The organism is Streptomyces tamarix, assembly GCF_032423885.1.
Lineage (GTDB): Bacteria > Actinomycetota > Actinomycetes > Streptomycetales > Streptomycetaceae > Streptomyces > Streptomyces tamarix.
Genome location: NZ_JAWCTQ010000017.1, coordinates 62569 through 86027 on the forward strand (window position 1 = coordinate 62569; position 23459 = coordinate 86027).

The following is a 23459-nucleotide window of genomic DNA, read 5'->3' on the forward strand; positions in this document are numbered from 1 at the left end:
CCGCACCCCGAGGAGGGACAGCCCATGCCCATCGCGACGGTGAACCCCGCGACCGGCGAGACGCTCAAGACGTTCCGGCCGTTCGGCCCGGACGAGGTCGAAGAGCGCGTGGAAGCCGCCTACCGGGCGTTCCACCACTACCGCACGACCGGCTTCCCCGAGCGGGCCGCGCTGCTGCGGCGCGCCGCCGACCTGTTGGAAGAGGAACTGCCGGAGATCGCCCGGACCATCACCACGGAGATGGGCAAGCCCCTCACCGCGGCCCGCGCCGAGGCCGCCAAGTGCGTGAAGGCCATGCGCTGGTACGCCGGGAACGCCGAGGCGCTGCTCGCCGACGAACGGCCCTCCGACGCCGACGTGCGGGACTCCGGTGCCGCCACCGCCCGCGTCCACTACCGGCCGCTCGGCCCCGTCCTGGCCGTCATGCCCTGGAACTTCCCGCTGTGGCAGGTCGTGCGGTTCGCGGCGCCCGCCCTCATGGCCGGCAACACCGGCCTGCTCAAGCACGCGTCGAACGTCCCGCAGACCGCCCTCTACCTGGAGGACCTGTTCCGCCGGGCGGGCTACCCGGACGGCGTCTTCCAGACCCTCCTGACCGGTTCCGACGCCGTCGAGGGCATCCTGCGCGACCCGCGCGTCGCCGCCGCCACCCTCACCGGCAGCGAGGCCGCCGGCCGGTCCGTCGCCGCGGTCGCGGGCGACGAGGTGAAGAAGACCGTCCTCGAACTGGGCGGCAGCGACCCGTACCTCGTCCTGCCCTCCGCCGACCTGGAGCGGGCCGCCGCGACCGCGGTGACCGCCCGTACCCAGAACAACGGCCAGTCGTGCATCGCGGCCAAGCGGTTCATCGTCCACGCGGACGTCTACGACGACTTCGTGGAACGGTTCACCGCCGGGATGGCCGCGCTGCGGGTGGGCGACCCGATGGACGAGTCCACCGACGTGGGGCCGCTCGCCTCCGAACGGGGCCGCGCCGACCTGGAGGAGCTCGTCGACGACGCCGTGGAGCGCGGCGCCGACGTCCGCTGCGGGGGCCGCCGGCCCGAGGGCCTCGACCGGGGCTGGTACTACGAGCCGACCGTCCTCACCGGGGTGACGCCCGCCATGCGCCTGCACCGCGAGGAGGCGTTCGGCCCGGTCGCCGCCGTCTACCGGGCGGCCGACCTGGACGAGGCGCTGGAGATCGCCAACGACTCGCCGTTCGGCCTGAGCTCCAACGTCTGGACGCGCGACGAGGCGGAGGTGGAGCGCTGCGTACGGGACCTGGAGGCGGGCGGCGTGTACGTCAACGGGATGACCGCCTCGCACCCGGCGCTGCCGTTCGGCGGCGTCAAGCGGTCCGGGTACGGGCGGGAGCTGTCGGGCCACGGCATCAAGGAGTTCTGCAACGCCACCACGGTCTGGCGGGCCGCCTGACGGCCGGCCCCGGGGGATCCGGGGGAGAGGGGCCGGTCGGAGGGGCTGATCGGCGGGGCCCGTCAGAGGGGGACGACGACCTCGTCCTCGGGCGGCGGTCCGGGCGGCGTCCCGTCCCCGAACGGGCGCCCGCCCAGCTCCTCGCGGTGGTGCGGCGACCGCCAGCCGCGCAGGTCCGGGCCGCGCGGCACGATCCGCGTCGGGTTGATGTGCCCGTGCACCAGGTAGTAGTGGCGCTTGATGTGGTCGAAGTCCACCGTGTCGCCGAACCCCGGGGTCTGGAACAGGTCCCGCGCGTACGCCCACAGGACCCGGTCCTCGGTCAGCTTGTTGCGGTTGCACTTGAAGTGGCCGTGGTACACGGCGTCGAACCGCACCAGCGTGGTGAACAGCCGCACGTCGGCCTCGGTGATCGTGTCGCCCACCAGGTAGCGCCGCCCCGCCAGGTGCTCCGACACCTGGTCGAGCCGGGCGAACAGCCGCCCGTACGCCTCGTCGTACGCTCCCTGCGAGGTGGCGAAGCCGGCCTCGTAGACGCCGTTGTTGACGTCCCGGAAGATGCCGTCCATCCGCTCGTCGATCTCGTCGCGCAGGTGCTCGGGGTACAGGTCGGGGGCGCCGGGCCGGTGCAGCCGCGTCCACTCGGTCTCCAGGTCGAGGGTGATCCGCTGGTAGTCGTTGGTGACCAGCCGGCCGCTCGGCACGTCGACGACCGCCGGTACGCTCACCCCGCCCGGCTGCCCCGGCTCGCGCGCCTCGTACGCCTCGGACAGGAACCGGATGCCCAGCACCGGGTCGCGGCCGTCCGGGTCGAGCGTGAACCGCCAGCTCCGCTCGTCCTGCACGGGGTCGGCCACGGCCAGCGACAGGGCCCCCTCCAGCCCCAGCAGCCGCCGCACCACCAGGGAGCGGCTCGCCCACGGGCAGGCCCTGCTCACCACCAGCCGGTACCGTCCGGCCTCCACCGGCCAGCCGTCCCGGCCGTCCTCGGTGATCCGGTCGGTGAACCGGCCGGACGCCCGCTGGAACCGTCCCTCGTCGCTCATGCGCCCCCGGGTACCCACCCCCGCCCGCCCGATGCCGCCCGCCCGGCGTCACCCGCCCGCCCGATGCCGCCCGGCCGGTACGGCCGCCCGATGCCGTCCGCCCGGTGCCGTCCCGCCTACCCGTGGGCCCGCAGCGGCCGAGGCCGCGCCGGGCGCCGCTCGCCCGGGTGGAACGGCAGGATCAGCAGCCGGGCCCGGGGCGCGGCCATCGGCTGCGCCGCGCACACGGTGATCCAGCCCGGCCCGTGCTCCGCGTGGTGCACCGGCCGGTCGCCCCCGTCGGGGTGGACGTACGCGCTCGCCGACTCGTAGACGCGGGCCGCCAGCGGGTCGTCCAGCACCTCCTTCTCGATGCCGCACAGCGTCGGGTCCTCCGGGTCCGCCGCGAGGGCCGCCCGCAGCTGCGGCAGGACCAGGGGCGCCCACGCCGTCTCCCACTGCCGCAGCACCGCCCGGGCCTCCGGCTCCACCGTCATCCACCGCATCGTGTTCGGCGGCACCCGGCGGTCCGGGAAGAGCGCGGCGAACGGCTCGTTGTGCGCCAGCAGGTTCCACGAGCGGTCGCTGATGTACGCCATGTGGGAGATCCCGTCCAGCGCCAGCTGCCACGTCCCCGGAACCGCCTCCCCGGCCCGCGCGTTCAGCGGGTGCGGCGGGTCCTGGCCCAGTGCGTACCGCCACAGCGCCACCCACTCCTGCTCGTTCATGCCCAGCAGCCGCGCCACGTCCTCCAGCAGGTCGACCGGCGGGTTCGGGTAGCGGCCCGACTCCAGCCGGCCGTACGTGTCGGGCGCCCGGTGCAGCAACTGGTCGATCTGCGCCTGTGAGAGCCCCGGCGCCCGCCTGCCCTGCCGGGTCGGGCGCGACAGCCCGTGGCTCTCCGGCGCGATCAGGGCACGGCGCTCCCTCAGGAGGTAGCGCAGGGCGACCTTGTCCATGTGGGTGTCCCTCCCCCAGAGGAACGGCCGTCGAGGGTGGTCGGTCCGCCGGCGGCCGTCGCGGTGAAACGGTGGCGCGGGCCGAGAGCAGCCGCACCGGTACGCTGTCCCAGCGTGCGCCGGCGATCAAGTACCCGAGCGGTGCGTACCTGCGCACGGCGCACACACGCAGTCGCGAACAGGGGCGGAGATGACCGAAAGGGACGGCTCGGCGCGCTCGGCGGCCCCGCTGTCGGGGGCGGCCAGGGCGCTGTACGCCCGGATCACCCGGGGCGAGCCCGTCGGGCCCGACGACACCGGCGCGCTCGGTGAACTCGTCGACTGGCGCCTCGTCACCGTCGACCCCGACCGGCCCGCCGTGCCGATCGCCCTCGACCCGCAGGAGGCGGGGCGCCGCCGGCTCGCCGACGAACTGCGCGATATGGCCGCCCGCGCCGCCCGGATCGCAGCCATCCCCGACCTCGGGGACGAGCTCGGGCTCCACTTCGAGCGCGCCAAGTGGCGCTCCGGCTCCGGCAGCGAGTTCCTCGCCGGCCGCGAGCAGGTCACCGCCCGCATCGGGGAGGCCGTCGACCGCGCCGAGACCGAGGTCCTCACCGCCCTGCCCGCCGGCCCCGCCTGCGAGGAGCTCCTCGGCGAGACCACCGACCGGGACTCCCGGGCCCTCGCCCGCGGCGTGCGGCTGCGCACCCTCTTCGGGGACGGCGTCCGCGACGACGCGGCGGCCCGCGAGTGGGTGACGGTCATGTCCGCCCGGGGCACCCGGTTCCGTACGCTCCTCGCCCCGTTCCAGCGGTGCGTCGTCGTCGACCGCCGCCAGGCGTTCATCTCCGACCACGTCGTCGGCGGCGACCCCGACCGGACCGCGTGGCACGTCATGGACCGGGCCTTCGTCGCCTTCGTCGCCGAGGGGTTCGAGGACGCCTGGCGCCGCGCCGACGTCTGGTACGGCGACCCGCGCCGCGCCGTGCCCGACGACGAGGCCGGCAGGCTGACCGACCGCCAGCGCGAGATCCTCATCGACACGGCCGCCGGCGTCGACCAGCGCATCACCGCCCGCCGCCTCAACATCGGGCTGCGCACCCTCACCAAGGAGCTCGCCCAGCTCCGCGCCCGCTGGGGCGTGTCCACCCTCGCCGCCCTCGCCTACCAGTGGGCCCTCTCGCCGGAACGGCAGCGGACCACCGGCCGTACGGGCGGGGAAACCCCGGCCTGAGGTGCGCGCTCCGTTTTTCCACTGAAAAAGCATCAGAGGAAAAACGCTCCGGGACTGTTGCATGCTGAAGGAGGTCGGGAGGTCAACCGGCCCTTCGAGGAGCGCCGATACTCCGCGAAGCCGCTATTACGGGGGCCGTTATCCGCGCCTCATGCCAGAACCGGGCAGCGCAGGGCACGGGCAGCGTGTCTTGCCGGGCATCGCGCGGATACCGCAAGGTCACTGCCAGGGCCTTCCGGACGCAAAACCGAATCCTCGGTACGTCCCCCGTGATACGGCTCCTCCCGTTCCCCGTCCCCGCCCGACGGCCCGCCCGGGCCGTCACGCCCGCGCCGCCGGGCCGATCTCGCACCACACGGCCTTCCCCTCGCCGCGCGGCTCGACCCCCCAGCGCGCCGCCAGCGCGTCCAGGAGCAGCAGCCCCCGCCCCGAGGTCGCCGCCTCGCCCGGGGTACGGCGCCGGGGCCACGCGCTCGACCGGTCCTGCACCGTGAGCCGCACCCGCCGCACCGGCTCCGGCAGCACCTCCAGCGTCAGCACCGCCCCGCCCTCCGTGTGCAGCAGCACGTTGCCCAGCAGCTCCCCGGTGAGCAGCTCGGCGTCGTCCGCGCTCTCCCGCATCCCCCAGTCGCGCAGCGCCCGCCGCACCACCGCCCGCGCCTCCGACAGCCCCTCCGGGTCCGCCTGGTGGACGTACTGGTGGATGCGCGGCGCCCGCGTCGTGCCCGGGTCCGGGCTGCGCCGCAGCACCAGCAGTGCCACGTCGTCACCGGCGCCCCACCGCTCCCAGAACCGCTGCGACAGGTGGTCGGCGAGCGCCTCCGCGCCCGGCGGGCCCGCGGCGATCGCCTCGGCCAGCGCCCCCACACCCCGCCCGATGTCCGCGCCCGGCTCCTCGACGAGGCCGTCCGTGCACATCACCAGCGTCTCGCCGGGCACCAGGTCCAGCCGCGTCTCCGGGTACTCCTCGTCCCCGAACACCGACGCGAGGCCCAGCGGCAGCCCGCCCGGCAGCTTCGGCGCCCCCACCCGCCCGTCCGTGTGCCGGATCAGCGGCCCCAGGTGCCCCGCCCGCACCGCCCGCGCCGTGCCCGTACCCAGGTCGACCTGGGCGTACGTGCAGGTCGCGAACCGCTCCGTGTCCAGCTCGGCCAGGAACCGCGACGCCCGGGCCAGCACCGTCGACGGGGCGTGGCCCTCGCCCGCGTACGCGCGCAGGGCGATGCGGAGCTGCCCCATGACCGCGGCGGCGTGCGTGTCGTGCCCCTCCACGTCGCCGACGACGACCCCGACGCGGCCCCGCGGCAGCGGGATCACGTCGTACCAGTCGCCGCCGACCTGCCGGCCGCTCCACGCCGCGTGGTAGCGCACGGCGACCTCGCCGCCGTCGATCCTCGGGATGCGGCGCGGCAGCATGGTCGCCTGGAGGTCCGTGGCCAACTCCCGCTCCTCGTCGAAGAGGATCGCCCGCTGGAGGGACTGCGCGACGATCGCCGCGAGGCCCAGCGCCAGGTTCCGCTCGTCCGCGCTGAACGCCGTGCGGCGCCGGTAGAACAGCGCCATGCCGCCCAGCGTCCGCGCCTGCGCGACCAGCGGCAGGTACGCCGCCGACCGGAACGGCAGCCGGCCCGCGAGCGGGGCGAGCAGCGGGTGGTTCCCGGCCAGATCCTGGAACGACTCGGCGAACAGCGGTTGCCCGCTCAGCACCGTCCCGTGCAGCGGCAACCCGCTCTCCAGCCGCCGCACCCGCAGGTCGTCCAGTACCTCCAGGGACTCGCCGCTCAACGCGATGATGTTCAGCGAACCGTTCTCCACCAGGCCCAGCGCCAGCCCGTCGGCGCCGAGCCGGGCGAGACCGCCGGGGCCGGTCAGCGCCTCCGTCACGTCGTCCACGGTCACCGCCCGCGCCATGGCCCGCGTCGACCGCTCCACCATGTCGGTCTGGCGCCGCCGGCGCCGCTCCAGCTCCATGACGAACTCGGAGTGCGTCACCTCGGAGGTCGCGTCGCGGACGATCCCGACGATCCGGTGCGCCCGGCCGTCGCGGTCCCGCAGGACGCGCGCCTGCACGTGCGTCCACTGCTCGGAGCCGTCGTCCCGCTCCAGCCGGAAGTGCGCCGCGTACGAGGACCGGCCGCCGGCCAGCGCGTCCCGGACCACGCCCTCCAGCCGCTCCCGCTCCGCCCGGTCGAGCCGCCCCACCAGCGTCGCGGGCCGCGCGTCGAAGGCGGCGGGGTCCTGTCCGAACACCAGCAGCCCGGCCACGTCGACGTCGATCGTGCCGGAGGCGAGGTCCCAGTCGAAGCTGCCGGTGCGGTTCATGGCGAGCCGCTCGGCCGGCCCGATCTCGCCGCCGTGCTCCCGCTCCGTGCCGAGCGCCCGGTTCTCCGTCATCCCCCTCATTGTCGAGCCCGCCGGCGGGGAACGCCAAGGCGTCGGGGCGGGCCGCCCGGCGAAGGCCGCCCGTCCGGTCCGGCACGGGGGACCGGCGCGCGGTGGGACGGGAGGCCCCGGCGCGCCGGGAGGAGCCGCCGGGGCCTCCCGGCGGGGGCCACGGCGGCACCCGGCCGGCGGTGCGCCGGCCCCGCCGCGACCGCCGGCGCACCGTCGCAGGCGTCCCCTCCGGCCGCGACCGTCCCCGATGACCCTGTCGCAACCGTTGACGCGCCAATCCGCCCTGCCTATCTTCCTGTTCGAAGTCCTGGTCAATGTCCGATATACCGAACAATAGAGTTCCAGGAGCACCCACATGGCATCCATACGGCCGAGGCTCGTCCTCGCGCTGGCGGCCGCGCTCGTGGGGACGGTGCTCGCCGCCCCCACCCGGGCCGACGACACCCCCGCGGCCGAGCCCGCCGACTACACCCTCGCCGTCCACCCGGACCGCGAGGGCCCCGCGATCGACCCCACCATGTACGGCGTCTTCTTCGAGGACATCAACAACGCCGCCGACGGCGGCCTCTACGCCGAGCTGGTGCGCAACCGGTCCTTCGAGTTCTCGCCCGTCGACAACGCCGCCTACACCCCGCTCACCGGTTGGCAGACGACCGCGCACGGCGGCGCCACCGGCACCGTCCGCGCCGTCGACGACGCCGACCGCCTCAACGAGCGCAACCGCACCTACCTGCGCGTCGACCTCTCCGGCCACGGAGCCCCCGGCTCCGGCTACGGCGTCGTCAACTCCGGCCACGGCTCCGGCGTCGCCGTGCGCGCCGGCGCCCGCTACGACTTCTCCGTCTGGGCCCGCACCGACCAGCGCCGCGGCACCCGGCTCACCGCCCGCCTGCGGGACGCGGACGGCGCCGCCCTGTCCGCCCCGCTCACCGCCACCGTCCGCGGCGACCGCTGGACCAAGTACAGCGGCACGCTCACCGCCACCGCGACCACCTCCGGCGCGCGCCTCGCCGTCACCGCCGAGGGCGGCGGAGTCCTCCGCCTCGACATGGTCTCCCTCTTCCCCCGCGACACGTACAAGGGCCGGAAGAACGGCCTGCGCAAGGACCTCGCCGAGAAGATCGCCGCGCTCAAGCCCGGCTTCCTCCGCTTCCCCGGCGGCTGCCTCGTCAACACCGGCTCCCACCAGGCGTACGAGGCCCCGAACTGGGAGCGCGAGCGCTCCTACCAGTGGAAGGACACGATCGGCCCGGTCGAGCAGCGCGCCGTCAACGCCAACTTCTGGGGCTACCACCAGAGCTACGGGCTCGGCTACTACGAGTACTTCCAGTTCGCCGAGGACATCGGCGCCATGCCGCTGCCCGTCGTGCCCGCCCTCGTCACCGGCTGCGGCCAGAACCGGGCCACCGACGACCCGGCCCTGCTGCGCCGCCACATCCAGGACACCCTCGACCTGATCGAGTTCGCCAACGGACCCGTGACCTCGACCTGGGGCCGCAAGCGCGCCGAGATGGGCCACCCGAAGCCGTTCGGGCTCACCCACCTCGCCGTCGGCAACGAGGAGAACCTCCCGGACGCGTTCTTCGAGCGCTTCCAGCAGTTCCGCGCCGCCATCGCGGCCGAGTACCCCGGCATCACGGTCGTCGGCAACTCCGGCCCCGACGACACCGGCGCCACCTTCGACCGGCTCTGGGAGCTCAACCGCCGGGCCGGAGTCGCCATGGTCGACGAGCACTACTACAACAGCCCGCAGTGGTTCCTGGAGAACAACGAGCGCTACGACTCCTACGACCGCCGGGGCCCGAAGGTCTTCCTCGGCGAGTACGCCTCCCTCGACAACCGCTTCGCCAACGCCCTGTCCGAGGCCGCCTTCATGACCGGCCTGGAGCGCAACGCCGACGTGGTCAAGCTCGCCTCGTACGCCCCGCTCCTCGCGGACGTGCGCGAGAACCAGTGGCGGCCCGACATGATCTGGTTCGACTCCACCCGCTCCTGGGGGTCGACCAGCTACGAGGTCCAGAAGCTGTTCATGAACAACACCGGCGACCGGGTCGTGCCCAGCGAGGCGTCCGGCACCCCGCAGCTCTCCGCCCCGATCACCGGCGCGGTCGGCCTGTCCACCTGGGCGACCTCCGCCGCCTACGACGACGTGCGGGTCACCGCCGAGGACGGCACCGTCCTGCTCGACGACGACTTCTCGGCCGGCGACGGGCGGTGGACCCGCGCCGCGGGACGCGGCACGTGGGCCGTCCAGGACGGGGCGTTCGTCCAGTCCGACCAGGCCGCCCAGGACACCCTCGTCACCGCCGGCGACCCGGCCTGGCGCAACTACGACCTGAGGGTCAAGGCCACCAAGAAGGCGGGCAGCGAGGGCTTCCTCGTCGCCTTCGGCGTCCGCGACACCGGCAACCACTACTGGTGGAACCTCGGAGGCTGGAACAACACCCGCTCCGCCGTGGAGAAGTCCGTCGGCGGCGCCAAGCAGACGCTGGTGGAGAACGCCACGACCGTCGAGACCGGCCGCACCTACGACCTCCACGTCCAGGTCCGCGGTCGCCAGGTCACCCTCTACCTCGACGGGGTGAAGTGGGGCGGCTTCACCGACGACAGCCGCGCCGAGCCGTTCCGCCAGGTCGTCACCCGCGACGCCGCCACCGGCGAGCTGATCGTCAAGGTCGTCAACGCCCAGGCGGCACCGGCCCGCACCCGGATCGACCTCGGCGCCGCACCGGCCTCGTCGACCGCCCGCGTGACCACGCTCCAGGGCGCCCCGGACGCCGTGAACACGGCGGAGGACCAGCCGGTCAGGCCCGTCGAGTCCACCCTGACCGGGGTGGCGCGGACCTTCACCCACACCTTCCCGCCGCACTCCGTGACGTTCCTGCGCGTCGCGACCGGGTAGGGGCCCGCGCACGGACCCCGCACGGGGCCGGGACCTTCACTACGCTGGGCCGGGGAGGGCGCGACGCGCGCTCCCCGGCCCTTCCGGTGTGGATCGCCCCGCCGTTCCGGAATTTGTCGAAGCGCTTCGACGCTTTCTCTGGACAGGTCTCAGAGGTCCCTCTAATGTTCGGAGCGATACCAATCGAAGCGCTTCACTTCACCTGTCCTACCGTCCGGGAGAGCCGATGGTCACCCTTGCCGATGTCGCTCAGCATGCCGGAGTCTCCGCCAGCACGGTGAGCTATGTCCTGAGCGGCAAGCGGTCCATCTCCGCCTCCACCCGTGCCCGTGTCGAGCGGAGCATCGCCCAGCTCGGCTACCACCCCAACGCGGGCGCCCGCGCCCTGGCCAGCAGCCGGTCGAACATCATCGCACTGATGATCCCCCTGCGGACCGACATGTACGTCCCGGTGATGATGGAGATCGCCATCGCGGTCGCCACCACCGCCCGCGGCCACGGCTACGACGTCCTCCTCCTCACCGGGGAGGAGGGCCCGGCGGCCGTCCGCCGCATCGAGGGCAGCGCCCTCGCCGACGCCATGATCCTCATGGACGTCGAGCTGGAGGACGACCGGCTGCCGCTGCTGCGCGAGGCGACCCGCCCCGGCGTCCTCATCGGCCTGCCCGCCGACCCGTCCGGCCTCAGCTGCGTCGACCTCGACTTCGAGGCCGCCGGCGCGCTCTGCGCCGAGCACCTCGCCGGGCTCGGCCACCGCGAGATCGCCGTCATCGGCGAGGCCGCCGCCGTCTACGAACGCCACACCGGCTTCGCCGAGCGCACCCTGAACGGCCTGCGGGAGCGCAGCGGCGAACTCGGCGTCCGCCTCCTGCACCGGCCCTGCGAGGGCAGCTACGCCGGGGTCGCCGCCACCCTCGCCCGGGTCTACGACGAGCGGCCCGGGACCACCGCGTTCGTCGTCCAGAACGAGGCCGCCACCGACCCGCTGCTCGCCCTGCTGCGCCAGCAGGGCCGCGCCGTGCCGGAGGACGTGTCGGTGATGGCCATCTGCCCCGACCAGCTCGCCGCGCACGCCTCCGTACCCCTCACCTCCGTCAGGGTGCCCGCGCAGGACATGGGCCGCCACGCCGTCGAGCAGGTCGTCGCGAAACTGGAGGGGCGCGCCACGGACGGCGTGGTCCTGCTGGCGCCGGAGCTCACCGTCCGCGAGAGCACCGGCCCGCGCCCGGTGCTCCCCGTCAGCCCCCGCTGACGGCCGCGGCGGGTTCCAGGAGGCTTCGCCGCAGGGCGCCCACCAGGGCGCCGTCCACGCCGAGCCGCTCGGCCGCGTAGCCGGCCGTCGACCCGTACCGGTCCGCGAGCCCGTCCAGGAAGAGGCGCATCACCTCGCCGGGCGCCCGTCCGAAGTGGGGCCAGGTCAGCTCGCGGCCCGGGTCGCTCGCCAGCCAGTCGGCCACCAGCCGCTCCGTGGCCAGCTCCGTCAGGGCGAAGTCCGCCACGACGGTGTCGTCGTCCACCCCGATCAGCCCCAGCACCAGCGCGGCCAGCAGCCCCGTGCGGTCCTTCCCGGACGCGCAGTGGAAGACCAGCGGGCCGCTGCCGTCGGCGGCGATCAGCTCCAGCGCCCGGCGCAGCTCCTCGACGCCGTCCTCCGCGACCTCCAGGTACCGCTCGGCCAGGTACGGTCCGGCCTCGACGTCGGGGGCGAGGGCCGCCTGGTCGTACGGCCGGTGCTCGATGCTCAGGTTGTGGTACGCGAACGACGGGTGCTCCGGTACGCGGCCCCGCCACTCGACCTCCCACGGGTGGCGCAGGTCGACGACCGTCCGCACGCCCAGGGCGAGGAACCGCTCCCAGTCGTCCCCGCCCAGCTTGCCCAGCGAGTCGGAACGGTACAGCCGCCCCCACCGCACCGTTGACCCGTCTTCGGCCGCGTACCCGCCCAAGTCGCGGAAGTTGTGCAGCCGTTGGAACGCCACGTGTCTCTCCATGCGCCGATCATGGCATCCGACGGGCCGGGCCGCCGGACGGCCCGGCCCGCCGGACGCGGGCGCGGAGGAGCCGCCGCCGCGCGCCCCCCTCTTGGACGCGCGGCGGCGGGGTCGTGCGGCTAGCCCGCCGAGACCGTCAGGTTCTCCGTGGTGAAGTCCAGGCCGCCCGCCGACGAGGTGATCTCGAAGCCGAACTGCACGTCACCGATGGTCTCGTTGCCCCACCAGCCCTTGGTGTCCTTGATCCACTTGAGGATCGGCAGGATGTTCACCGTGCCGGACGTCGAGTCCGAGGTGCGCAGGAACGAGAACACCTCGTGGTACGACCCGTCCGCGTTGGTGACCCGGCCCTTGTACACGTTCCAGCTGTGGCCGCCGAGGGTGACGCTGCCCTGCGCGGTGCCCAGCGGGCCGACGGGGCCGTTGTAGTTCATCCAGAGCATGACCTCGTAGTCGTAGTCCGTGTCCCAGATGTCGTACGCCGTGTTGTACGCGCCGGAGGTCGGGACCTTCACCCGGTAGCTGCTGGTCAGCGAGGACATCCCGGTGATCGTCTTGTTGACCACCTTCTTCGCGTTCGGGTACGACTTGATGCCGCCCGTGTTGGGGTGGTCGGCCCACACGCCCCAGTTCGTCCCGGAGTTGGCCCAGGTGCACTGGGCGCCCGCGCCCTGGCCCCAGATGTTGTTGTAGAGGGTGTAGCCGTTCAGCGTGGTGTTGCCCCACTGCTCGCAGGTGTTCCAGACGGCGGCCTGCGCGGGGGCGGCGGCCAGCCCCAGGGTCGCGCCGAACGCCAGCACGGGGGCGAGGAAGGCCGTGCGGAGCCGGCCGAGGGTACGTCGTGCCATGGTGTCCCTTCCATGGGTGGGGGGGATGGGGGGTTACCCGGTGCCCAGCGTGAGCACCAGGTCCTCGCCGGCGGTCAGTTCCAGCGGCCCGCCGCCGGCGGGGGTCCTGAGGTCGATCCGCGCCGTCCTCGACGGCCGGACCGTGGCGGTGCAGCTCCCGTCGCGCCACTCCAGGTCGACGCACGCCCCGAACCGGGTCCGCACGCCGCGCAGCGCGCCGCGCGTCCACGCCGCCGGGAGCGCCGGCAGCAGCACGAGGCGGTCCGGCGCCGACTGCACCAGCAGTTCGATCAGCAGCGCCGGCAGGGTGTGCGCGGCGTCCGCGTTGTACACGTCGCGCCCCGGGTAGTGGGCGCTCATCAGCGACGCGTGGAAGAAGTCCCCGTCCAGCACCCGCCGCAGCGCGCCCGCCGCCCGCTCCCCGTCCCGCAGCCGCGCCGCGACCAGCGCGTGGTGCAGGTGGCCGTGGGCCGAGTCGTTCTCCGTGCCCCGCAGCTCCAGCGCGCGGTGCGCCGCACGCGCCAGCTCCGGGGTGTCGTACGGGTTGATCTCGCCCAGCGGCCACACCGGGTACAGGTGGCTCAGGTGGCGGTGGTCGTACGTGTCGGCCAGGCCCGGCCACGCCCACTCGGCCAGCGCCCCGTCGTCGTTGACCCGGTAGTCGGGCAGCCGGGCGGCCAGCGCCAGCAGCCGCTCCGCGTCCCCGGGCAGGTGCGCCGCCGCCGTGGTCAGCGCGTGGCGGGCGGCCGCGATGTCCATCGTCGCGTTGAGGGTGCCCCAACTCGCGTTGGCGGGCCGGTTCTCCGGCGAGTACGACGGGACGATCACGATCCGCCCGTCGGGTCCCGTCCGGGTCAGGAAGTCCTCGTAGAACCGGGCGACCTCGGCGAGCGCCGACACGAGCCGCGGATCGGTCTCGCCGCTCGTCTCGGCGTGCTCCACCAGCGGCAGCAGCAGCCAGTCCGCGCCCGCCGTCCACAGGTGCAGCGGGTAGGCGCGCTGGAAGTGGTACGTGTGCCCCGACACGCCGTCCGTGTGGGACGGCGCGACCACGCCGCGCGCGCCGAATACGGCCCGCGCGTTGTCCCGCCAGTCCGGCAACTGCCCGTACACGAGCGCCGCGTGGGCCTCCGTGACCTCCGGCAGCGCGCCGGCCGCGGCCGAGGCGGTCTGCAGGTTCAGGTTGGCGTTGGTGGTGAACGCCCCGGACCAGGCCGTGTCCCAGTCCCCGGTCCACAACCCCACCAGCCGCGGCGGCAGCATCCCGCTCGCCGACAGCAGGTGGTACCGGCCGGCCGCGAACAGCCGCTCCAGCAGCGCCGCGCCGCCCGGCCGGGCCAGCAACGCGCTCCCCGGCAGCGCCCGCTCGGCCGGGTCCCCGCCGAGGTCCAGGGCCACCCGCTCGTACGCGGTCCGGTGCGGGGCCTCGTGCCGGGCGAGGAGCCGCGCGTACCCCCGCGAGGGCGTGCCCTGCCCGTCGAGCAGGGCGCGCAACCCGGCCGCCTCCGCCCGGACGTCCAGTTCGCCGGTGTGCCGGCGCACCCGTGTCAGCAGCAGCACCTCGCGGGCGCCCGCCAGCCGCACCCCGTCGCCCGCCACCGCGGCCGTGCCGCCCGCCGCGACGACGAGCGTCACCCCGGTGAAGGCCGTGTCGCCGCCCGGGTAGCGGGCCCGCAGCGTGAGCAGCGCGCCCTCGGGGGTCAGGGCGGTGCCCCGGCCCACGGCCAGCCCGGCCGGCGCACCGGGCAGCCGCGGGTCCAACGCGATCCCCGCGTCGACCGGGCCGCCCGTGACGTACTGGACGACCACGTCGTCGGCGCGCGAGACGAACACCCGGCTCTCGTGGCCCGTGCACACGGCCCGCACCACCCCGGTCGCGAAGTCCACCTCCCGCCGGTACCCCGGCGCGGCCCCGCCGGGCCCGGACGCGCCGTCCCGGCGCAGGCGCACCGCGAACGCCGGGTGGAACGCGCCCACCCAGCGCAGCGCGCGCCCGTCGGTGAACCCCTCCGCCGCCGCGGTGTCCCCGGCCAGCAGCCGGTCCTGGAGCCCGGTCAGCCCCTCCGCCAGCCGGGGCGGCAGCGTGTCCGCGGCCGGTACGGGGCGGACCAGCGTGTGATGGGTGACGATCACCCGGTCGTCGTCCGGGTCGCCGAACACGAGGGCGCCGTGGCGGCCGTTGCCGCTCAGGAACGCGTCCTCCCACCGCGCCGCCGGTTCCGCCTCCCACGTCCCGTGCACCGGACCGGCCGACGAACGGGCCGGCGTCACGGCGCCGCCTCCCGCAGCACCGCCACCCCGTACCGCTCCAGCGCCAGCGACCCGGCCACCGCCGCGCCCGTCAGCACGTCCCGGTACGTCCCGGGCACCGCCACCTCGGCCGGCGCCCGCCCGTGGTTCAGCACGAACAGCAGCTCACCGCGGCGCACCGCCTCCACGTCCGCCGGCAGCCCCTCCAGCACCGGCCGCGCGCCCGCGGCGGCGGCGGCCCGTCCCAGCAACTCCCGCAGCCCGGCCGGCTCCGGGAGGGTCGACAGGTACCAGGCGCGGCCCCGGCGCAGCACCGCCGGCATGCCCGCCAGCTCCCCGTCCCGGTACGCGGCCACGACCTCGGCGTCCGACGCCTGGAGCTCCTCCGACCACAGCGTGCCGGCGAAGCCGTCGCACGCGACCGTCTCGCCCCGGTCCAGCGGCCACCACTCGTGGAGGACGTCGATCCCGAACAGGGCGCGCAGCCGCCCGTCCATGCCGCCCGGCCGGATCCGGTCGTCCTCGTCGGCGACGCCGGTCAGGAACCCGGACACCAGGGTGCCGCCGCCCGCCACGTACGCCACGAGGTTGTCCACCGCCGCGTCCGACAGCAGGTACAACTGCGGCACCACCACCATCCGGTAGCCGCCCAGGTCGTGCTCCGGGTGGGCGAACGCCGTGGTGAGGCCGCCCTCCCACAGCGCCCGGTGCCACGCCCTGACCAGCTCCGGGTACTCGACCTCCTGCGAGAGCCGCCCCTCCTGCTGCGCGGCCCACCAGGCGTGCCAGTCGTGCAGCACCGCCACGTCCGCCGCCACCCGCGTGCCCGCCACCTCGGGCCCGAGCACGGCGAGTTCGGCGCCGATCCGCTTGACCTCCTGGAAGGTGCGGCCGTGCTCGCCGGCGTGCGACACCATCCCGGAGTGGAACTTCTCCGCGCCCTGCCGGGACTGCCGCCACTGGAAGTAGCAGACGGCGTCCGCGCCGTGCGCCACGGACTGCAGGGACAGCAGCCGGTTGAGCCCCTTCGGCTTGGGGTGGTTGACGCTCCGCCAGTTCACCGAGCCGGCGGCCTGCTCCATCAGCATCCACGGGCCGCCGCCCGCCTGCGACCGGGTCATGTCCCCGATCAGCGCGTTGTACTGGCCGCCCAGCGGGTCCCTGGGGTCCGGGTAGACGTCGACGGAGACGACGTCCTCCTGCGCGGCCCACGCCCAGGCGTCCTGCCCCGACCAGAACGGCATGAAGTTCGTCGTGACGGGGACGTGCGGGGTGTGCCGGGCGACGATGTCCCGCTCCGCCGCGTAGCACTCCAGCAGCGCGTCCGAGGTGAACCGCCGGAAGTCCAGCAGGTGCGCCGGATTGCGGATGTACTGGGCGCGGCGCGGCGGGAGGACCTCGTCCCACGCGTCGTACCGCTGCGACCAGAACGCCGTGCCCCACGCCTCGTTGAGCGCCTCGACGGTGCCGTACCGGGCGGCCAGCCAGCGGCGGAAGTGCCGGGCCGTCTCGTCGCACCAGCAGGACGTGCAGTACTCGTTGTTGACGTGCCACATCGTCAGCGCCGGGTGCCCGGCGTAGCGGGCGGCGAGGTCCTCCGTGATCGCCGCCGCGTACGACCGGTACGTGGGCGAGCTGGCGCAGAAGTGCTGGCGGGAGCCCCACCAGACGGTCCGCCCGTTCTCGTCGCGCGGCAGCGTCTCGGGGTGCCGGGCGCCCATCCACGGCGGCGGCGAGGAGGTCGGCGTGGCCAGCACCACGCCGATGCCGTGCGCGTGCGCCAGGTCCATCACCCGGTCCAGCCAGCCGAAGTCGCGGGCGCCGGGGCGCGGTTCGATCCGCGCCCAGGAGAACACCCCGACCGTGACCGAGTTGACGCCGGCGTCCTTCATCAGCCGCACGTCCTCGGCCCAGGTCTCCTCGGGCCACTGCTCCGGGTTGTAGTCGCCGCCGAAGAGGATCCGGCCCCGGGCGGCGTCGCCGAGCGCCGGCATCAGACCGGGTCCCCGTACTGGATGCCGCGGCCGTTGGTGCCGAGGTAGACCCGGCCGTGGATCCGCGGGTCACCGGTGATCACCTCGCCCGTCCAGCCCCACTGGTGGGCGTCGTCGTTGATCCGCACCCAGGTGCGTCCGGCGTCGTCCGACCGGTACACGCCGGTGAAGTCCTCCACGGCCCCGGTCTGGAAGACCGCCGGGTAGCCGCTCCCGCCGGGCGCCGCCTTGCCGAAGCCGAGGGCGTAGGACGCCCAGCAACTGGTCACCTTGGTGAAGGTGCGGCCTCCGTCCGTGGACCTGAACAGGCCGTTCCACTTGGCGGAGAGCCACAGGTCGCCGCTGCGGCCGGGCGCCGCCGCGATCCGGAACTGCACGTCGCCGGAGGGCAGCCCGGTCGCGCCGGCGGTGAAGGTGGCGCCGCCGTCGGTGCTGGTGTACACCGTGCCCTCGGCCGTGTCGTACGCGTAGAAGCGCTTCGGGTCGACCGGGTCGGCGACCGGGGCGGCACCCTTGGGGAAGGTGGCGACCTCGGTCCAGCGGGCGCCGTTGTCGGTGGAGCGGTGGGTGGCGTGGCGGGTGCCGTCCCAGTGCACGAACGACCACAGCAGCACACGGCCGTCGGCGCTGGTGGCGATGGGGCCGGGGGCGTCCTTGGCGAGGGCGGGCTGGGTGGCGAACGGCGCCCACGTCCGGCCGCCGTCCGTCGAGTACGCGCCGTTGCCCTGGTCGCCCCAGCCGGTCCGCACCACGTACCGCGGCTTGAGGGGGGCCAGGGACAGCCCGGTCGCCGTGCCGAACACCGGGTTCGCGGCCATGCCCCGCGAGGGGGAGGACGTCAGCCGCTCGTGGTACATCACCCCGATGTCGCCGAGCCCGCTCAGCAGGTGCGCCCGCCCGGTGGGGGGCGACACGAGCTGGCGGACGGAGCTCTCCTCCAGCCCGCGGATCTCCGGCGCCCACCGGCGCAGGTCCCGCGTGCCGTACAGCGTCGCGCCCGTGCCGAACACGATGTGCCGCGAGTCGAACGGGTCGAGCGCCAGCGCCTGGATCCACCAGCCGAACTTGGGCTCGTCCCCGCCCCACTTCAGGTACGGCGTCTCGGACACGTCCAGGACGGCCGTGTCCTTCAGGGAGGTCCAGGTGGCGCCGCCGTCCGTCGACCGGAACAGCGTGTCGACCTGCCCCCACCGGTTGTTGGTGGACACGACGACCGCGCCGGGGCGGCGCGGGTCGGTCGCCACACCGCCGTACCCGAACGTGTCCCCGGGGCCCGGCCGGACCGGGGTCACGTCGCTCCACGTGCCGGTCACCGTGTCCAGCCGGTGCACGGAGCCGTCCGACTGGCCGTTGGGGCCCGGGGCGTCCGCGTACGTCACGTACAGGGCGCGGGCCCCGGCGTCGTACGCCGCGCGGATCGGCACCCTCGCGGACGCGCCGCCCGGCCGGCCCGGCACGGCCTCCCAGCCGCCGCCGGCCGTCGTCCGGTACAGGGCGCCGTCGCCGTCGCCCCAGCCCGCGTACACGGTCCGCCCCGCGGCGACCAGCAGCGTGACGCCCTGGCCCGTAGCGGACGGCGTGGCGGGGAAGGGCGCCGCGCTCCAGGTGGCGCCCCGGTCGCGGGAGACCAGCAGGCCGTCGTGGCGGGTGCCCAGCCACAGGGTGGCGGAGTCGCGCGGGTCGACCAGCAGCCGCTCGCCGGTGCCCCGGCCGTCCTCGTTGGCGCCCAGCTTCACCTCCAGGTCGGTGCGGGCCCAGGTGGCGCCCCGGTCGTCGGAGCGCAGCACCGCGCCGTTGCCGGACCACGGCTGGCTGTACGTGCCGAGCGCCAGGTACAGCCGGTCCGGGTGGGCGGGGTCGACGGCCATCGCCTCGACGCCCAGCAGGTTCCAGTCGTCCCAGCCCAGGTGGTCGGTGAGCGGCGTCCAGCGGGCCGCGCGGTCGTCCCACCGGTAGGCGCCGCCGATGTCCGTACGGGCGTAGGCGAGGCCCCGCACCCCCGGGTGGAACAGCACGCCGGTGATGAAGCCGGTGCCGCCGATCACGGCGGTCCGCCAGCGGTAGGGCGCTCCTTCGGCCGCCGCTCCCGCCGCGCGGGCGGCGCCCGGGGCGGGCGCGGCGTGGGCGGCGTGGGCGACGGAGACGGTGGCGAGCGCCGCGGTGGCGGCGCCACCGGCGAGGACGGACCGTCGGCTCAGCGGAGAGGGACGCATGACATGCCTCGTTCTCTGGGGGGGGGGGTGGGAAGGGGCGGGGCCGGGGAGGACACGGCCGGGTGGGACGGGGAGGCCACGGCTGGGTGGGCGTCTGCCGGGACGGGGGGGTTCACACCCCGGCAGACGCCGGTACGGGTGGGGGAGCGGGGCTGGGGCGGGCCCGGATCAGCCCTTGACCGCGCCGGTCAGCATCCCCTTCTTGAAGTGCTTCTGCACGAACGGCGAGGCGATCGCGACCGGGACCAGCGCCAGCACCATGACGGCCATCTGGACGGAGAGCGGCGACAACTGGTTGGTCCTGATCATCTGGGCCAGGCCGGTCGGCGGCTCCTGCTTCTGCACGATCTGGATCATGACGTTCTGCAGCGGCATCATGTCCTGGTCCGTGAGGTAGATCGAGGCGTTGAACCACGCGCTCCAGTACCCGACCGCGTAGAACAGCGCGATCACCGCGATCACCGCGCGGGACAGCGGCATGACGATCTGCCAGAGGATCCGGAAGTCGCCGGCGCCGTCGATCCGCGCACTGTCGATCAGCTCCTGCGAGATGTTCATGAAGAACGCCCGCAGCACCAGGATGTTGAAGACGCTCACCGCGCTCGGCAGGATCAGCGCCAGGTACGTGTCGGTCAGCCCCAGCGCCTGCACCAGCAGGTACGTCGGGATCAACCCGGCGCCGAAGAACATCGTCGCCAGCAGCGTCATCAGGATCCAGCGGTGCCCCGTCGTCCCGGACCGCGACAGGCCGTAGGCGCACAGCACCGACACGGCCATGCTGAACAGCGTGCCGACCACGGTCACGCCCACGCTGATCAGCGCCGCCCGCTGCACCTGGCCGCCGCTCAACAGCTCCTGGTACGCGACGAAGGTGATGTCCTTCGGGATCACGACGAGGCCGCCGGCCTCAGTGATCGCCTGACGGGAGGAGAGGCTCGTGACGATCACGATCCACAGCGGGAACAGGATCGCCAGGCAGGCCCCGGCGAGCACGATCCCCTTGGCGGCGAGCCCCGCCTTGCGGGGCTCCTCCTCCCACACGGGGCGGGGCGGGGCCGCCCATCCCCTGCGCAGTGCCGACATCACTTCTTGTACACCCCCTGCTCGCCCATGAGATGGGCGACCTTGTTCGCCGCGAGGACCAGCCCCAGGCCGACGACACCCTTCACGAGGCCCGCCGCGGCGGCGTAGCCGAAGTCCTGGTTGCGGATGCCGTTCCACCACACGTAGGTGTCCAGCACCTCCGCCGCGTCCGGCCCGACCGCGTCCCGTTGCAGCAGCAACTGCTCGAAGCCCACGGTCAGCGCGTCGCCGACGCGCAGCACCAGCAGCAGGGCGATCACCGGGCGCAGCGCGGGCAGCGTCACGTGCCACATCCGCCGCCAGCGCCCGGCGCCGTCCATCGCCGCCGCCTCGTACAGGTCCTGGCTGACCGCGGACAGCGCGGCGAGGAACACGATGATGCCCCAGCCGGCGTCCTTCCAGATGCCCTCGGAGGTGACCAGGAACTTGAAGATCCCCGGGTCGGTCATCAGGTCGAAGCCCTCGATGCCGTGCTGCCGCAGCGTCTGCGCGATGATGCCCGCGCCGCCGAAGATCTGCTGGAAGACGGTGATGACCAGGACCCACGAGAAGAAGTGCGGGAGGTACATGATCGCCTGGGCGACCGCCCGCACCCGCGGCCGGATGATGCTGTTGATCAGCAGCGCCAGCACGATCGGCACCGGGAAGAACAGCACCAACTGGAGGAGGAACAGCACCAGGGTGTTCTCCACCGCCCGCCAGAACGCCGAGTCGGAGAAGATCCGCTCGAAGTTCTCGAACCCGATCCACGGGCTCTCCAGCATGGCGACGAAGCCGTTGTCGCTGAGGTACGGGTCGTAGTCCTGGAACGCGACCACGTTGCCCAGGACGGGCACGTAGTTGAAGACCAGGACCAGCAGCAGCGCCGGCAGCGTCATCAGGACGAGCGTCCGGTCCCGCCGGAACCTGATCCGCAGGCTCACCTTCCCTCCCCCGCCGCCGGTCGCCTCCCCGGCGGCGCGGCGCTTCCCCGGCGGGGCCCCGGCGGTCCCGGCCTCCGCCGCCCCGGCGGAACCGGGGCCGGGGACGGAGCCGCGGGGCGGCGCCCCTTCCTGTGCGGCGCCGTCCCGGGCGGGCTGGGCGCCCGGTACCGTGCTGTGCTGCGACACGGTTCTCTCCTTGCGTGTCGACGTGTCAGTTCGAGGCGGAGCCCGCGTCGTCGAGCAGCTTGCGGTACCAGTCGCGCAGCTTGTCGCCGCCGCCGCTCCGCCACTCCGACACGGCCTGCTGGACGTCGCTGATCTTCTTGCGACCGCGCACGACGTCGTCCTCCAACTGCTCGAAGTCGTCCGCGAGGTTGGTCCAGCGGCTCGGCTCGGTGACCGTCAGCCCGTAGAACGCGGTCTTCTTCGTGAAGGCGCCCATCCGCTGCTGCCACTCGACCTCCGCCTTGACCAGGTCGGGGCGGTCCGGGTGCGCCCGGTACGGAGCCGGGTCGCCGACCAGGTCGAACGCGCCCGTCACCTGGAGGTGGCCGGTGTCGTTCTTGACCGGCATGCCCTTCTGCACCGTGTGGTGGGTCCCCTCGACGCCGTAGTCGGTGAGCAGGCGCTCCTTCGTGCCGTACGGCGCCGCGCAGAAGTTGGCGATGGCCAGGAAGTCCCGGACGACCGCCTCGGACGCCTTGTTGCTGACGAAGGCGAAGATGTTCGCCGGCTGCTGGGCGTAGAGCTTCGGCGCCGACCCGTCGTGGCCGAAGATGTCCATCGCGCCCATCGCGAAGTCGGGGTTCTGCTGGGCCTGCTCGATGCTCTTGACGTACCAGTGGGAGAGGTCGTTGTTGTAGACGAGGACCTGGCCGGCGGTGAACCGGTTGCCGGAGTCGCCCTGGTTCTGCGCCTTGGCGTCGGGGTGCACGACGTTCGCCGCGTACAGCTTCCGGACCCACTCCAGCGCCTCGAGGTACTGCTCGGTCTCGATCCGGTTGACGAGCTTGCCGTCGACCATGTCCCACCACAGCGCCTTGTCGCTGCCGGGGAAGACCCCGAAGGAGTTGAAGGCGGTCCACTTCATGTCGTCGCAGGCCCACACCTTCGCCTTGGCGCTGGTGGCCTCCTTCGCCCAGGCGAGGAACTCGTCGGCGCTCTTGGGCACCTGGTAGCCGCGCTTCTCGAAGACGTCCCGCCGGTAGAACGGCACGATGTTGATCACGTACGAGGCGGGCATCGGGATGCCGCGCAGCGCGCCGCCGAAGATCGACCGCTGCCAGGCGTCGGTGGGGACGGCGGCCAGGTTCGGGAAGTCCTTCACCTTGTCGCCCGACAGGTGCGGGCCGAGGTCGGCGAACTTGGCGTTGACCGCGCTGGGGATCTTGCCGGTGAGGTTCCAGCCCGGCACGACCACGACGTCGGGTATCTCGCTGGAGGCGAGCACGGCACCGAGCTTCTCGTCGTACGTGTTGCCGTCCTGGTTCTGCCACTGCGTCTTGACGCCGATGGCCTCGTCCATCGCGCGGTACCAGGGGTTGTCGCTCTTCGGGGGCGAGCCCCACATCGGCGCCATGATCCTGACGGTGCTGCCCTTGCCGAGCTTCTCCGGCACCGAGGTCTTCAGCTGCGCCGCCGCGATGGCGGTGGTGAAGCCGGCGGCGGAACCGTTCTTCGCCGGGATGTCGGGCTTGACGATGTCCTGGGGCACGTACGTCGGGAGGATCTTGGCGGCGTCCTTGCCCGAGGTGGCGCCGTCCTTCCGCTCGCTCTGCCCGCTTCCTCCGCAGGCGGCGAGGAGGGGCACCCCGCCCGCCACCGCGGCGGCGGCGACCGCCGTCGAGGCCAGGAAGCTCCTCCGGCTGGGGCCGGAGGTGCGGGGTGAGGGGGAGCTCGGCGTCATTGCGTCAACCCTTCGTGGCGCGCCAGGACACCCGGCGTGTCCGCCGGTCGGCTGCGGTGTCTGAGACGGGACGTACGGCACTGGCTGATTCGAAGCGTTCGCCGCACACGGCCGGTGCAGGCTGCGCTTTTAGTCGAAGCGCTTCGATGTTGCTGCGAGGTTAAGTGAACGCAACCGGGCGCACAAGGGTGGTCGGCAAGATTCCTCGGAGCAGCGGATTCCTTATGAGTGCTGAGGTACAGGGACGCAATCGAGATGTTGTCACGGTGTGTCTTGACACTCGCAGTGAACGCAACCGAGCATCGAAGCGCTTCGAAAGATCGCTCAAGAACATCCACA

15 protein-coding genes are annotated in these 23459 nt (G+C 73.7%); 4 read left to right on the plus strand and 11 right to left on the minus strand.

All coding sequences use genetic code 11. The features are described 5' to 3' along the window. Positions 1-24: 24 nt before the first annotated feature. On the plus strand, positions 25-1416 hold the full coding sequence (locus RND61_RS15830; RefSeq protein ID WP_315878591.1) for an NADP-dependent succinic semialdehyde dehydrogenase: 1392 nt from the start codon (positions 25-27) through the stop codon (positions 1414-1416). Between the two features lie 62 nt (positions 1417-1478). Here RND61_RS15830 and RND61_RS15835 read toward each other — a convergent pair whose 3' ends face one another. Continuing rightward, positions 1479-2462 (minus strand): glutathione S-transferase family protein, encoded by a 984-nt coding sequence (locus tag RND61_RS15835; RefSeq protein ID WP_315878592.1) that lies wholly within the window; start codon positions 2460-2462, stop codon positions 1479-1481. A gap of 116 nt (positions 2463-2578) precedes the next feature. Further along, positions 2579-3400: an MmyB family transcriptional regulator gene (locus RND61_RS15840; protein WP_315878593.1), complete on the minus strand. Its 822-nt coding sequence runs from the start codon at positions 3398-3400 to the stop codon at positions 2579-2581. 190 nt (positions 3401-3590) lie between these two features. On the opposite strand from RND61_RS15840, the gene RND61_RS15845 reads away from it, so the two are divergent. After that, positions 3591-4616 carry a TrmB family transcriptional regulator sugar-binding domain-containing protein gene (locus tag RND61_RS15845; RefSeq protein ID WP_315878594.1) on the plus strand — a complete coding sequence of 342 codons (1026 nt, stop codon included), beginning with the start codon at positions 3591-3593 and terminating at the stop codon, positions 4614-4616. Between the two features lie 321 nt (positions 4617-4937). Here the strand turns inward: RND61_RS15845 and RND61_RS15850 are convergent, their stop codons facing one another. Then, entirely contained in the window at positions 4938-7010 is a 2073-nt protein-coding gene (locus tag RND61_RS15850) for a SpoIIE family protein phosphatase (RefSeq protein ID WP_315878595.1), read from the minus strand. A gap of 355 nt (positions 7011-7365) precedes the next feature. Between RND61_RS15850 and RND61_RS15855 the strand changes: the two genes are divergently transcribed. Both RND61_RS15855 and RND61_RS15860 read left to right on the plus strand, forming a co-directional pair. After that, positions 7366-9912 (plus strand): alpha-L-arabinofuranosidase C-terminal domain-containing protein, encoded by a 2547-nt coding sequence (locus RND61_RS15855; protein WP_315878596.1) that lies wholly within the window; start codon positions 7366-7368, stop codon positions 9910-9912. A 226-nt stretch (positions 9913-10138) separates the two neighbouring features. Next, a complete protein-coding gene (locus RND61_RS15860) occupies positions 10139-11164 on the plus strand; it encodes a LacI family DNA-binding transcriptional regulator (RefSeq protein ID WP_315878597.1) in 1026 nt (341 codons plus the stop codon). Here RND61_RS15860 and RND61_RS15865 read toward each other — a convergent pair. From RND61_RS15865 to RND61_RS15900, 8 genes are all read right to left on the minus strand, one after another. Continuing rightward, complete coding sequence (locus RND61_RS15865) at positions 11151-11903, minus strand: tyrosine-protein phosphatase (protein ID WP_315878598.1); 753 nt, start codon at positions 11901-11903, stop codon at positions 11151-11153. The genes RND61_RS15860 and RND61_RS15865 overlap by 14 nt on opposite strands. A 119-nt stretch (positions 11904-12022) precedes the next feature. Then, positions 12023-12751, minus strand: a complete 729-nt coding sequence (locus tag RND61_RS15870) for a glycoside hydrolase family 12 protein (RefSeq protein ID WP_315878599.1) — start codon at positions 12749-12751, stop codon at positions 12023-12025. A 33-nt stretch (positions 12752-12784) separates the two neighbouring features. Further along, a complete protein-coding gene (locus RND61_RS15875; protein ID WP_315878600.1) occupies positions 12785-15022 on the minus strand; it encodes a glycosyl hydrolase family 95 catalytic domain-containing protein in 2238 nt (745 codons plus the stop codon). Beyond that, complete coding sequence (locus RND61_RS15880; protein ID WP_315878601.1) at positions 15019-16995, minus strand: beta-galactosidase; 1977 nt, start codon at positions 16993-16995, stop codon at positions 15019-15021. Before RND61_RS15880 ends, RND61_RS15875 begins: the two co-directional genes overlap by 4 nt. Then, positions 16995-19208 (minus strand): 1,4-beta-glucanase, encoded by a 2214-nt coding sequence (locus tag RND61_RS15885; RefSeq protein WP_315878602.1) that lies wholly within the window; start codon positions 19206-19208, stop codon positions 16995-16997. Before RND61_RS15885 ends, RND61_RS15880 begins: the two co-directional genes overlap by 1 nt. A 168-nt stretch (positions 19209-19376) precedes the next feature. Then, complete coding sequence (locus RND61_RS15890) at positions 19377-20291, minus strand: carbohydrate ABC transporter permease (RefSeq protein WP_315878603.1); 915 nt, start codon at positions 20289-20291, stop codon at positions 19377-19379. Further along, a complete protein-coding gene (locus RND61_RS15895; RefSeq protein ID WP_315878604.1) occupies positions 20291-21400 on the minus strand; it encodes an ABC transporter permease in 1110 nt (369 codons plus the stop codon). The genes RND61_RS15890 and RND61_RS15895 overlap by 1 nt, the downstream gene beginning before the upstream one ends. Before the next feature lie 25 nt (positions 21401-21425). Next, positions 21426-23120 (minus strand): extracellular solute-binding protein, encoded by a 1695-nt coding sequence (locus tag RND61_RS15900; protein WP_315878605.1) that lies wholly within the window; start codon positions 23118-23120, stop codon positions 21426-21428. Positions 23121-23459 lie beyond the last annotated feature (339 nt).

Excerpts from the sequence above, each read along its gene's own strand:
- RND61_RS15830 (WP_315878591.1), top strand. The coding sequence starts at position 25 with ATGCCCATCGCGACGGTGAACCCCGCGACCGGCGAGACGCTCAAGACG.
- RND61_RS15835 (WP_315878592.1), bottom strand. The coding sequence starts at position 2,462 with ATGAGCGACGAGGGACGGTTCCAGCGGGCGTCCGGCCGGTTCACCGAC.
- RND61_RS15840 (WP_315878593.1), bottom strand. The coding sequence starts at position 3,400 with ATGGACAAGGTCGCCCTGCGCTACCTCCTGAGGGAGCGCCGTGCCCTG.
- RND61_RS15845 (WP_315878594.1), top strand. The coding sequence starts at position 3,591 with ATGACCGAAAGGGACGGCTCGGCGCGCTCGGCGGCCCCGCTGTCGGGG.
- RND61_RS15850 (WP_315878595.1), bottom strand. The coding sequence starts at position 7,010 with ATGACGGAGAACCGGGCGCTCGGCACGGAGCGGGAGCACGGCGGCGAG.
- RND61_RS15855 (WP_315878596.1), top strand. The coding sequence starts at position 7,366 with ATGGCATCCATACGGCCGAGGCTCGTCCTCGCGCTGGCGGCCGCGCTC.
- RND61_RS15860 (WP_315878597.1), top strand. The coding sequence starts at position 10,139 with ATGGTCACCCTTGCCGATGTCGCTCAGCATGCCGGAGTCTCCGCCAGC.
- RND61_RS15865 (WP_315878598.1), bottom strand. The coding sequence starts at position 11,903 with ATGGAGAGACACGTGGCGTTCCAACGGCTGCACAACTTCCGCGACTTG.
- RND61_RS15870 (WP_315878599.1), bottom strand. The coding sequence starts at position 12,751 with ATGGCACGACGTACCCTCGGCCGGCTCCGCACGGCCTTCCTCGCCCCC.
- RND61_RS15880 (WP_315878601.1), bottom strand. The coding sequence starts at position 16,995 with ATGCCGGCGCTCGGCGACGCCGCCCGGGGCCGGATCCTCTTCGGCGGC.
- RND61_RS15885 (WP_315878602.1), bottom strand. The coding sequence starts at position 19,208 with ATGCGTCCCTCTCCGCTGAGCCGACGGTCCGTCCTCGCCGGTGGCGCC.
- RND61_RS15890 (WP_315878603.1), bottom strand. The coding sequence starts at position 20,291 with ATGTCGGCACTGCGCAGGGGATGGGCGGCCCCGCCCCGCCCCGTGTGG.
- RND61_RS15900 (WP_315878605.1), bottom strand. The coding sequence starts at position 23,120 with ATGACGCCGAGCTCCCCCTCACCCCGCACCTCCGGCCCCAGCCGGAGG.